We start from the raw sequence: 11,184 nt of genomic DNA on the forward strand, positions 1-11,184 counted from the left end.
CACTTTGACAACGAATTCTATGAATATCTTGCAACACAGTGAATAAAAGTGTTGAATGTTTGACATGAGTATTTCCGTTGCCATTGCCGGTGCGACCGGTTACGCAGGAGGAGAGATTCTCCGCATCCTGTTGTCGCACCCGGCGTATCTTTCCGGCGAACTAACCATCGGCGCACTGACGGGAGCATCCAACGCGGGTGCTCGTGTGGGCGACATTATGCCTCATGTGGCACCTTTGGCTGACCGCCGTATTGAGCCGACTAATGGTGACACACTCGCTGGACATGACGTGGTGTTCCTCGGGCTGCCCCACGGTCATTCGGCTGCGATTGCAGAGCAGTTGGGGGATGACACGGTAATTATTGACTGCGGCGCGGATTTCCGCCTGCAGGATGCCGCTGAGTGGGAGCACTACTACGGCTCGGAGCATGCCGGTACCTGGGCTTACGGTATTCCAGAGCTGCCGGGCAACAGGGAAGTAGTGGCTGCTTCGAAGCGCATTGCTGTGCCGGGTTGTTTCCCCACTGGGGGTACAATTACGGCGCTGCCGGCAGTTGCAAAGAACCTGGTTGAGCCGGACCTGTCCGTTGTTTCCATCACTGGTACCTCCGGTGCGGGCAAGAAGGCGGCTGTGCCCCTGCTCGGGTCCGAGGTTATGGGCAATCTCCGCGCCTACAACACTGCGGGCAAGCACCGCCACACCGCAGAGTTCCTGCAGAACCTCAAGCCGTACGCAGAGGATCTCACCGTCAGCTTCACGCCCGTACTCGCCCCGACGTCGCGCGGCATTCTCACCACTATTACCGCCCCGCTTGTCGACGGGGTTACGGAGGCAGCCGCACGGGAAGCCTACCTCGAGTTCTACAAGGATGAGCCGTTTGTGCAGGTGTTGGCCGAAGGGCTGCTGCCGCAGACACAGTCGGTAATTGGCTCTAACTTGGTTCAGATTCAGGTCGAGGTAGATGAACGAGCCAAGCGCCTGGTGCTGACCTCGGCGATTGACAATCTGACAAAGGGCACCGGTGGTGCCGCAGTTCAGTGCATGAATTTGGTTACTGGACAGAATGAAACTGCAGGACTTCCACTGGTAGGAGTTGCCCCATGATGAAGGAAGAAAAAGAAGGTCTCGTCAACGTCGCTGGTGACGAAGGCGGCGTATGTGCACCTCAGGGGTTCGCGGCCAGCGGTGTCATTGCAGGCATCAAGGTCAGCGGAAACCCGGACATGGCGCTCATCGTAAACCAGGGGCCGGAGAAGACCGCGGCGGCTGTCTTTACCACCAACCGTGTCCAGGCTGCGCCGGTGACGGTATCCAAGAAGCACATCGCTGACGGCAAGCTGTCGGCAGTGGTGCTGAACTCCGGCAATGCCAACGCCTGCAATGGTCAGCCGGGTATTGCCGACGCCCTCGAAGTCTGCCAAAAGGTCGCAGATGGGCTCGGCGTCGACGTTACCGAGATTGGCGCCTGTTCCACCGGCTTGATTGGTGACCGGTTGCCGATGGACATTGTGCTGGCAGGTGTGCCGAAGCTGATTGAGAAACTGGGCGGCGATACCGCCGCAGGTACGGCTGCAGCAGAGGCCATCTTGACCACTGACTTGGTGGCAAAGCAGGCCGTTGCGCATGGTGACGGATTCACTGTCGGTGCTATGGGCAAGGGCGTTGGCATGATTAGCCCGTCGATGGCCACGATGCTCGGTGTGATTACGACGGATGCGTCGGTAAGCGCAGAAATGGCGCACGAGGCTATTGCCAAGGCGAGCGAGGTTACGTTTAACCGCCTAGATATTGATGGCTCCACCTCCACCAATGACACCGTCATCATTTTGGCCAACGGTGCCTCTGGCGTGAAGCCCTCGCAGGAGGAGCTCGATCAGGCAGTGCTCAGCGTGTGTGATTCCATCGCACGCCAGATGCAGTCGGACGCCGAAGGCGTGACCAAACGTGTGTCCGTGACCGTGCGTGGCACCGGTGGCGCTGAAGATGCCCTGGTAGCTGCTCGCATTATCGGCCGCGACAACCTCTTCAAGTGTGCGATGTTCGGTTCGGACCCGAACTGGGGTCGTGTGTTGGCGGCTGTCGGTACCGCGCCGGTGGATATGGATCCCGAGCACATCACGGTTTCCTTCAATGGTCACGTAGTCTGTCGCGATACCGGTGGCACGCCTGATGCTCGTGAAGTGGATCTCTCCGGCAAGGACATCGCCGTTGAGGTTGACCTCGGTACTGGTAATCCGGAAGAGGCCACGATTCGTACGACGGACCTTTCCCACGATTACGTTCACATCAACTCGGCATATTCGTCGTAACGGTTTTGAGGAGACTCTGCAATGGTTCACCAGTTGACCGAAGGGCTGTCCTTCGAACAGCGGGCACATGTGCTGGCGGAAGCCCTGCCGTGGCTGCAGCACCACCGTGACAAGATTGTGGTGGTCAAGTACGGCGGTAACGCGATGACCGACCTGAAACTGAAGAAGGCCTTCGCGCAGGACATGGTTTTCCTGCGCACCGTGGGGGTGAAGCCGGTGGTTGTCCATGGCGGTGGCCCCCAGATTTCGTCGATGCTCAAGCGCCTGGGGCTGGAGGGAGAGTTCCGAGGCGGTTTCCGTGTCACGACTCCGGAGGTCATGGAAATTGTCCGCATGGTTCTCTTCGGGCAGGTCGGCCGCGAACTAGTGAACCTCATTAACGCCTACGGGCCGTATGCGGTAGGTACCTCTGGTGAGGACGGTGGCCTGTTCACCGGTACTCGACGCACGGTAAACGTCGGTGGCAAGGAGACAGATATCGGGCTGGTTGGCAATATCACCGAGGTGCACTCGGAAACGCTATTGGACCTGATTGATGCCGGCCGTATTCCGGTGGTCTCCACGATTGCGCCGTCCGCTGACGGCAAAGAGGTCTACAACATCAACGCCGACACGGCAGCAGGTGCACTGGCATCGGCAATTAACGCGAACCGTCTGGTGATTCTGACTAATGTCGAGGGTCTCTACACGGATTGGCCGAACCGCGATTCGCTGGTGTCCAAGATTTCCACTTCGCACCTGCGAGAAATCCTTCCGACGCTGGACTCGGGCATGATTCCGAAGATGGAGTCCTGCCTGAATGCAGTGGATCAGGGAGTGCCAGCGGCTCACGTTATCGATGGCCGCCAGCCACACTCGGTGCTGCTGGAGCTGATGACTTCCGGCGGTATCGGCACAATGGTAGAGCCCGGATAAGGCAGAAAAGACGGACAAGAATTTACCTACACACACGTTAGGCAGGTCGAAAGACGACATGAGCGACTTCAAGCAGCAGTGGCAACACACGATGATGAACAATTACGGCACGCCGCGCATTGAGCTTGTGCAGGGTAAGGGCGCTATTGTCACGGATTCCGAGGGCAAGGAATACCTGGACCTGCTCGCCGGTATTGCAGTCAACGCGTTGGGTCACGCGCATCCGGCGATCGTGGAAGCCGTGTCCAAGCAGATTTCCACGATGGGGCACGTGTCCAACATCTTCGCCTCTGAGCCACCACTGGCACTGGGCGAGAAGCTCATTGAGCTCACTGGTTGGGACACTGATGACACCCGGGTTATGTTCTGCAATTCCGGTACCGAGGCCAATGAGGCTGCATTCAAGCTGGCGCGTTTGACGGGGCGCAACCGTATTATCGCGACCCATCACGGGTTCCACGGCCGCACCATGGGAGCACTTGCCATGACCGGTCAGCCGGACAAGCGCACGCCGTTTGAGCCGATGCCGGGTGGAGTCGAGTTCGTGCCCTACGGTGACATCGATTTCCTCACCAAGACCATCGAATCCGATCCGTTGGGTGTCGCAGCGGTGATTCTGGAACCAATTCAGGGTGAGACCGGTGTGGTCGCACCGCCAGAGGGATACCTCGCCGAGGTCCGCGAACTGACCAAGCGCTTCGACGTCCTCATGATCGTCGACGAAGTGCAGACCGGCATTGGCCGTACCGGACAGTGGTTTGCCCACCAGCATGACGGCATCGTCCCGGATGTCATGACCCTGGCCAAGGGCCTCGGCGGCGGCCTGCCGCTGGGTGCTGTCATCGCCAACGGTCGCGCAGCGGAACTGTTCACTCCCGGTGCACACGGCACCACTTTTGGTGGCAACCCGGTCTGTGCCGCTGCCGGCCTGGCCGTCATCGAGACGCTGGAAGAAGAAAAGCTGCTCGATCGAGTCACCGAGAAGGGCAAAGTCCTGGCTCGCAAGCTTGCGTCGTTAAACCATGTTGATCACGTGCGCGGTCGCGGCTTCATGCTTGGGCTGGTGCTGTGCGAGAACCTGGCGAAGGAAGCAGTTAACGTCGGTTATGAGCGCGGTGTCATTCTGAACGCGCCGCAGGCGAATGTGCTGCGAATTGTGCCGCCGCTGAACCTCAGTGATGAGGAAATCAACCGCGCCGTCGAGTTGATTGATGCCTGCCTGAACGACGCCGCCGAGGCTGTCGCCAACAATGGAAGGAATTAGGAACTGATGCTCCGTCATTTTCTCGCCGATGATGACCTGACTCCACAGGAGCAGGCTGAGGTGCTGCAGTTGGCTGCAGAGCTGAAGGCAGCGCCGTACTCCCGCCGGCCGTTTGAGGGGCCGCAGTCGGTTGCGGTGCTGTTCGACAAGACCTCGACTCGTACTCGTTTCTCCTTCGATGCCGGTATTGCGGCTCTGGGTGGCAACGCAATTGTGGTTGAAACCGGAAACTCGCAGATGGGCAAGGGCGAGACCTACCAGGACACTGCTGCTGTGCTCAGCCGTTTTGTCTCGGCAATCGTCTGGCGTACCTACGCACAGTCAGGGCTGGAGGCCATGTCTGAAACCGCGACGGTGCCGATTGTCAACGCACTTTCCGACGAGTTCCACCCGTGCCAGATTCTCGCTGACCTGCAGACCATCATCGAGCACAAGTGCCCGGAAGAAGGCCAGGCGGGACTGCGCGGCAAGAAGGCTGTCTACTTCGGCGATGGTGCCAACAACATGGCCAACTCCTACCTAGTAGGCTTCGCCACCGCAGGGCTGGACGTCACCATCTGTGCGCCGGAGAACTTCCAGCCGGAGCAGGTCTACGTCGACCGCGCCAAGAAGGTCGCGGAGCAGACCGGTGCGGCCGTGGCCGTGACCGCAGACGTCGATGAGGCCATTGCCGGTGCCGACGTTGTCATCACCGATACCTGGGTCAGCATGGGGCAGGAGAACGACGGCCTGGATCGTCGCACTCCGTTTCTGCCGTACCAGGTCAACGCTGAGCTGATGGCGAAGGCAAATGAGGATGCCATCTTCCTGCACTGCCTGCCGGCATACCGCGGCAACGAAGTTACTGCCGAGGTCATCGATGGCCCGCAGTCGGTAGTCTTTGACGAGGCGGAAAACCGCATGCACGCTCAGAAGGCGTTGCTGACCTGGCTGGTGGAGAGGCAGTAAGGTCATGACCGCAGCACAACCAGGTTCTCGCACAGCTCGGCAGACGCGCATCGCTGACCTGTTGGCGCAGCATTACGTGTCCAGTCAGGTTCAGCTCGTCGAGCTGCTTGCCGACGAAGGCATTGAGATTGCGCAGGCGACGTTGTCTAGAGACCTCGATGAGCTGGGCGCCCGAAAGATTCGCGATGGAGTCAACGGTTCGCGTTATTCCATCGTCGAAGATGCACTCGCTGTCTCCAGCGGGGCGGTGGCCAGGATGCGGCGCGTTTTAGACGAGCTGCTGGTCTCCATTGATCATTCGGGCACCATCGCGGTTGTGCGTACACCACCGGGAGCCGCACAGTATCTAGCCAGTGTGATTGACCGTGCGGGACTCAAAGAAATCGTTGGCACAATTGCGGGAGATGACACCGTAATGTGCCTGGCTAGAGAACCACTTTCCGGCGCTGACCTAGCCCAGCGTCTAGCCGCCGGAACGAACCAGTAAACTATTTCACGAAATGCTTTAAAGCACCGATTAAAGGAGCGCTTACCCTATGACCAACCGGGTTATTCTTGCTTACTCTGGTGGCCTCGATACCACCGTTGCTATTCCGTACCTCAAGGAAATGACCGACGGCGAGGTCGTCGCAGTTTCTATCGATGTCGGACAGGGCGGCGAGGACATGGAGTCCGTGCGTCAGCGCGCTCTGGACGCCGGCGCTGTCGAAGCTGTCGTTGTCGACGCTAAGGACGAGTTCGCCGAGGAGTACTGCCTGCCGACCATTAAGGCAAATGGTCTCTACATGAAGCAGTACCCGCTGGTTTCTGCACTGTCTCGCCCGCTGATTGTTAAGCACATGGCGAAGGCGGCAGAGGAGTTCGGTGGCACCCACGTTGCTCACGGTTGCACCGGTAAGGGCAATGACCAGGTCCGTTTCGAGGTCGGTTTCGCCAACACCGCACCGGATCTGAAGATCATCGCTCCGGCTCGTGACTTCGCGTGGACCCGCGATAAGGCCATCGCCTTCGCTGAGGAAAAGGGTCTGCCGATTGAGCAGTCCAAGTCGTCGCCGTTCTCCATTGACCAGAACCTGTTCGGTCGCGCCATTGAGACCGGCTACCTGGAGGACCTGTGGAACGCACCGACCAAGGATGTCTACGCGTACACCGAGGATCCGACCCTGAACTTCAACTCTCCGGATGAGGTCATCATCTCCTTCGAGGATGGTAAGCCGACTGCCATCGACGGCAAGAAGGTTTCCGTGCTCGAGGCCATCGAAGAGATGAACCGCCGCGCTGGTGCTCAGGGCATCGGTCGTCTGGACATGGTTGAAGACCGACTGGTCGGCATTAAGTCCCGCGAGATCTACGAGGCTCCGGGCGCAATTGCCATCATGGCCGCACACGCAGCGCTCGAGGACGTCACCGTTGAGCGTGAGCTGGCTCGTTACAAGCGCCAGGTCGAAGGCGAGTGGGCCAACCTGGTCTACGACGGCCTGTGGTTCTCGCCGCTGAAGCGCGCGCTGGATGCCTTCATCGAGGAGTCCCAGAAGGGCGTTTCCGGTGATATCCGCATGGTCATGCACGCTGGTCACTGCAACGTCAACGGTCGCCGTTCGAACACCTCGCTGTACGACTTCAACCTGGCTACCTACGACGAGGGCGACACCTTCGACCAGACCCTGGCTCGCGGTTTTGTCGAGCTGCACGGCCTGTCCTCGAAGATGGCCGCAAAGCGCGACTTCAACCTGTAAAGATTCTCCAGAGCGACTAGAGCGAAAGGCCTATTGGAAAAGACAATGGTCGAAAAGCACGGTACCAACGAAGGCTCCCTGTGGGGCGGCCGCTTTGCGGGTGGCCCGTCCGAGGCGATGGCTGCATTGAGCAAGTCCACCCATTTCGACTGGGTGCTCGCGCCTTACGACGTTCTTGCGTCCAAGGCCCACGCCCGAGTGCTGCATGCTCGCGGGCTGCTCAGCGATGCCGACTTTGACACCATGATTGCAGGCCTTGATCAGCTCGGCCGCGACGTTGCCTCCGGCGAGTTTGGTCCAGAGGCGACGGATGAGGACGTCCACGGGGCCATGGAGCGCGGTCTGATTGACCGCGTCGGCCCGGAGGTCGGCGGTCGCCTGCGCGCTGGACGTTCCCGCAATGACCAGGTGGCAACCTTGTTCCGCATGTGGCTGCGCGATGCCGTGCGCGGTATCGCACTGGATGTCACGGACCTGGTCGGCGCCCTGGTTGCTCAGTCCAAGGCACATCCGGATGCCATCATGCCGGGCAAGACTCACTCTCAGGCGGCTCAGCCGGTGCTGCTGGCGCACCAGTTGCTGGCACATGCGCATCCGCTGCTGCGTGATCTCGACCGTATCCGCGATCTCGACCGTCGTTTGGCTGTATCCCCGTACGGCTCTGGTGCGCTGGCAGGATCCTCGCTGCATTTGGATCCGGAGGCCATCGCTGAGGAGCTCGGCTTCGACTCTGCCACGGACAACTCCATTGACGGCACCTCTTCGCGTGATTTCGCCTCTGAGGCGGCATTCGTCTTCGCCCAGATTGCCGTGGATATGTCGCGTCTGGCAGAGGAAATCATCTACTGGGCCACCCCTGAGTACGGCTACGTCACTCTGGCTGATGCCTGGTCGACTGGTTCCTCCATCATGCCGCAGAAGAAGAACCCGGACGTGGCAGAGCTGACTCGCGGTAAGACCGGTCGTCTGATTGGTAATCTTGCAGGGCTCATGGCCACGCTGAAGGCTCAGCCGCTGGCTTACAACCGTGACCTCCAGGAGGACAAGGAGCCTCTGGTGGACTCGGTCGAGCAGCTGACCCTGCTGCTGCCGGCATTGACCGGTCTGGTGGCAACGCTGACCTTCCACGAGGATCGTCTGCGCGAGCTCGCTCCGGCAGGCTACACCCTGGCCACTGACCTGGCTGAATGGCTGGTCCGCGAAGGCGTACCTTTCCGTGACGCTCACGAGGCATCCGGCCAGTGCGTCCGCATCGCAGAGTCCAAGGGCGGTATCGGTCTGGACGAGCTTTCCGACGAGGACCTCGCCGGTGTCCACCCGGCACTGACTCCGAAGGTCCGCGAAGTGCTTACTATCGACGGCGCTGTCGCTTCCCGCGACACCCGTGGTGGTACCGCGGGAGTGCGTGTTGCAGAGCAGCTCGCTCGTGTCGACGAGAAGAACACTGAGCTAAAGCAGTGGGCTGAAAAGCCGGTTCGCAGTTAAGTGTTCGGACAGCCATCGTGACACCCTGGCAATTCAGTTCGGTAAGGTAGTGGACTATGAGCCTTGATCCGAAACTCCTTGATATCCTCGCTTGCCCGCGTGACAAGGGGCCGCTTGAATACCTCGAAGACGAGCAGGTGCTGGTCAACCCCCGTCTGAAAATCGCCTACCGCATCGACGACGGCATTCCGGTCATGCTTTCTGACGAAGCTATCACCTGGGACAAATAATTGCCTTTCCCGCTTCCCGACGGCTACAGCGTCCTCGACCGCACTATGCTGTCGGGAGCTCCTATCGAGGCTGCGCGGACGCTGCTCGGGTGCGTAATTGTCATCCCCGCTGAGGATGTCACCGCCACCATCACCGAGGTCGAGGCCTACGGCGGTCCAGCTGACCAGCGCTATCCCGACCCGGCAGCGCACTGCTTTATGGGGCCGACCGAACGCAATCGCGCCATGTTTGGCCCGGCGGGGCATTGGTATATCTACCGCTCCTATGGCATCCACTTTTGTGCCAACATCACTAGCGCTACGGACGGCACGGGCGGGGGAGTATTAGTCCGTTCCGTTCGCATTGAGCAGGGTATGGATGCGGTGCGACGTCGCCGTGGTGAAAAGCCTGCGGTTGCGGGTCTCGGACGTGGTCCGGGCAATGTTGGTCAGGCGCTTGGCCTTGACCTAAGCGACTATGGGGCAGATGCGCTGGATCCGTCGTCACGCGTGTTTGTGGCGCAGCCGGAGACCGCCGATTTAGTTAGCGACATCCACGCAGGCCCGCGCGTGGGCGTTCGCCGAGCTGCGAATAGGCCGTGGCGGCTGTGGCTGCCGGACGATTCAGTCTCAGCCTATCGGCGCCACAAGAAGGCGGTTGAGGAGTTCTAGGTCACCCTCGCGGTGAACGTCGGCAAGCGAAACGTTACGATGGAGGACGTGACTGAACAGAACATTATCGACGAACTACAGTGGCGTGGCCTGATTAATCAGTCCACCGATGTTGACGCGCTGCGCGAGGCGTGCGAAAACCCGATTACTCTGTATTGCGGTTTTGACCCAACGGGCGATTCGCTGCACGCGGGCCACCTGGTTCCGATGATTATGTTGCGTCGTTTCCAGCTGGCCGGTCACCACCCAATTGCACTGGCAGGCGGTGCTACGGGCTTCATCGGCGATCCGCGTGATGTCGGTGAGCGTTCGATGCTCAGCCAGGACGCCATTGAGCACAACCTGGAGGCCATCAAGGGCCAGCTGCGTCGTTTTATTGACTTTGAGGGCGAGGCCCCGGCGACGATGGTCAATAATGCGGACTGGACTATGAATATGTCCGTCATTGACTTCCTTCGCGATGTGGGCAAGAACTTCTCCCTCAACACCATGCTCGACCGCGACACCGTCAAGCGCCGCCTCGAGTCCGACGGCATCTCTTACACCGAGTTTTCCTACATGCTGCTGCAGTCCAACGACTATGTGCAGCTGCGCCGCAACTACGATTGTGTGCTGCAGATTGGCGGCGGCGATCAGTGGGGCAACATCGTCTCTGGTGTCGATTTGAACAGGCGTATCGACGGCGCTAAGGTGCACGGCCTGACCGTGCCGCTGGTGACTGATGCGCAGGGGCAGAAGTTCGGTAAGTCCACCGGTGGCGGCAAGTTGTGGCTGGATGCTGAGAAGACCTCGCCGTACTCCTGGTACCAGTACTTCCTCAACGCTGGTGACTCGGTTGTTATTGACTACCTGCGTTGGTTCACCTTCCTGACTCAGGAGGAAATTGCGGAGTACGAGGTCGCTGTTGCGGAGCGTCCGTTCAAGCGTGAAGCGCAGCGCCGCCTTGCTCAGGAGATGACCAATCTGGTTCACGGCGAAGAGGCTACCAAGGCAGTGGAGCTAGCAGCGCAGGCGCTGTTTGGACGCGCTGAGCTGACTGAGCTGGACGAGGCCACTCTGGTAGGTGCTGTCTCTGAGACCGAGGTTGCGGAGATTGCCGAGGGTGAACCGCGAACGGTCGTTGACCTCCTGGTTGCTGCGGGTCTTGCTAAGTCGAAGGGCGAAGCACGCCGCACCATTAAGGAAGGTGGCGCCTACGCCAATAACCAGCGCATCGAGGACGAAGCGTGGGAACCAGCTGCCGAGGATCTGCTGCATGGCAAGTGGATTGTGCTGCGCCGCGGTAAGAAGAACTTCGCTGGTGTGAAGTTCGTGTAGGTGCTGGTTGGTCTCCGTGTAGGTGCGTTGTTGGCCTCTAGATCAATCGGCGTTTATGCGGCTTGATTCTTTTTAGGTAGCTGGGCTAAGGCTCCGGGCAAGCTAGGAGAATGATGATTTCAGAATCATTGACTCCTGGTCAGTCCGGAGCTTTGGTTGTTTTAGGGGAGCGTAGAAACCGGAGCCAAGGTGGTAGTGATGAGCGAAAGCTATCGGCTTTCGTTAAGGGGAGGGGGCTTCCGGTCCTTGGTGAATCGCTCTACTGCACAGGCAAAACGCTAGTACGCATCAATCTACCTGGGGTTTTGTGTCTTTAGGTGGGGTGTGT

The 11,184-nt window shown here is 59.6% G+C and carries 11 protein-coding genes; all 11 read left to right on the top strand.

Annotated features, from left to right (window positions below; all coding sequences use genetic code 11):
• The first annotated feature begins 64 nt into the window (after positions 1-64).
• The 11 genes from argC to tyrS are packed head-to-tail and all read left to right on the top strand — an operon-like array spanning position 65 to position 10,856.
• Positions 65-1,105 (top strand): N-acetyl-gamma-glutamyl-phosphate reductase, encoded by a 1,041-nt coding sequence (gene argC, locus HMPREF2651_RS00250; RefSeq protein ID WP_187402459.1) that lies wholly within the window; start codon positions 65-67, stop codon positions 1,103-1,105.
• A complete protein-coding gene (gene argJ / locus HMPREF2651_RS00255) occupies positions 1,102-2,310 on the top strand; it encodes a bifunctional glutamate N-acetyltransferase/amino-acid acetyltransferase ArgJ (protein WP_038625628.1) in 1,209 nt (402 codons plus the stop codon). The genes argC and argJ overlap by 4 nt, the downstream gene beginning before the upstream one ends.
• 21 nt (positions 2,311-2,331) lie before the next feature.
• Positions 2,332-3,225, top strand: coding sequence for an acetylglutamate kinase (gene argB, locus HMPREF2651_RS00260; protein WP_005511727.1), 894 nt, complete (start codon positions 2,332-2,334; stop codon positions 3,223-3,225).
• Positions 3,226-3,283: 58 nt separating this feature from the next.
• A complete protein-coding gene (locus HMPREF2651_RS00265) occupies positions 3,284-4,489 on the top strand; it encodes an acetylornithine transaminase (protein ID WP_038625626.1) in 1,206 nt (401 codons plus the stop codon).
• 6 nt (positions 4,490-4,495) lie between these two features.
• Complete coding sequence (gene argF / locus HMPREF2651_RS00270; protein ID WP_038625624.1) at positions 4,496-5,437, top strand: ornithine carbamoyltransferase; 942 nt, start codon at positions 4,496-4,498, stop codon at positions 5,435-5,437.
• Between the two features lie 4 nt (positions 5,438-5,441).
• Positions 5,442-5,924: an arginine repressor gene (locus tag HMPREF2651_RS00275; RefSeq protein ID WP_049180977.1), complete on the top strand. Its 483-nt coding sequence runs from the start codon at positions 5,442-5,444 to the stop codon at positions 5,922-5,924.
• Positions 5,925-5,973: 49 nt separating this feature from the next.
• Positions 5,974-7,173, top strand: a complete 1,200-nt coding sequence (locus tag HMPREF2651_RS00280) for an argininosuccinate synthase (RefSeq protein ID WP_038625621.1) — start codon at positions 5,974-5,976, stop codon at positions 7,171-7,173.
• 45 nt (positions 7,174-7,218) lie between these two features.
• Positions 7,219-8,658, top strand: a complete 1,440-nt coding sequence (gene argH / locus HMPREF2651_RS00285; protein WP_038625620.1) for an argininosuccinate lyase — start codon at positions 7,219-7,221, stop codon at positions 8,656-8,658.
• Between the two features lie 56 nt (positions 8,659-8,714).
• Complete coding sequence (locus HMPREF2651_RS00290; RefSeq protein ID WP_038625618.1) at positions 8,715-8,888, top strand: Trm112 family protein; 174 nt, start codon at positions 8,715-8,717, stop codon at positions 8,886-8,888.
• Between the two features lie 45 nt (positions 8,889-8,933).
• On the top strand, positions 8,934-9,539 hold the full coding sequence (locus HMPREF2651_RS00295; protein ID WP_052155611.1) for a DNA-3-methyladenine glycosylase: 606 nt from the start codon (positions 8,934-8,936) through the stop codon (positions 9,537-9,539).
• Positions 9,540-9,578: 39 nt separating this feature from the next.
• Positions 9,579-10,856 (top strand): tyrosine--tRNA ligase, encoded by a 1,278-nt coding sequence (gene tyrS / locus HMPREF2651_RS00300; RefSeq protein WP_038629019.1) that lies wholly within the window; start codon positions 9,579-9,581, stop codon positions 10,854-10,856.
• Positions 10,857-11,184: the final 328 nt, after the last annotated feature.

The sequence above is a fragment of the Corynebacterium sp. HMSC063A05 genome (genome assembly GCF_001809695.1).
Lineage (GTDB): Bacteria > Actinomycetota > Actinomycetes > Mycobacteriales > Mycobacteriaceae > Corynebacterium > Corynebacterium amycolatum.

Coding starts and splice junctions, on each gene's coding strand:
- argC (WP_187402459.1), top strand. CDS start 65: ATGAGTATTTCCGTTGCCATTGCCGGTGCGACCGGTTACGCAGGAGGA.
- argJ (WP_038625628.1), top strand. CDS start 1,102: ATGATGAAGGAAGAAAAAGAAGGTCTCGTCAACGTCGCTGGTGACGAA.
- argB (WP_005511727.1), top strand. CDS start 2,332: ATGGTTCACCAGTTGACCGAAGGGCTGTCCTTCGAACAGCGGGCACAT.
- HMPREF2651_RS00265 (WP_038625626.1), top strand. CDS start 3,284: ATGAGCGACTTCAAGCAGCAGTGGCAACACACGATGATGAACAATTAC.
- argF (WP_038625624.1), top strand. CDS start 4,496: ATGCTCCGTCATTTTCTCGCCGATGATGACCTGACTCCACAGGAGCAG.
- HMPREF2651_RS00275 (WP_049180977.1), top strand. CDS start 5,442: ATGACCGCAGCACAACCAGGTTCTCGCACAGCTCGGCAGACGCGCATC.
- HMPREF2651_RS00280 (WP_038625621.1), top strand. CDS start 5,974: ATGACCAACCGGGTTATTCTTGCTTACTCTGGTGGCCTCGATACCACC.
- argH (WP_038625620.1), top strand. CDS start 7,219: ATGGTCGAAAAGCACGGTACCAACGAAGGCTCCCTGTGGGGCGGCCGC.
- HMPREF2651_RS00290 (WP_038625618.1), top strand. CDS start 8,715: ATGAGCCTTGATCCGAAACTCCTTGATATCCTCGCTTGCCCGCGTGAC.
- HMPREF2651_RS00295 (WP_052155611.1), top strand. CDS start 8,934: ATGCTGTCGGGAGCTCCTATCGAGGCTGCGCGGACGCTGCTCGGGTGC.
- tyrS (WP_038629019.1), top strand. CDS start 9,579: ATGGAGGACGTGACTGAACAGAACATTATCGACGAACTACAGTGGCGT.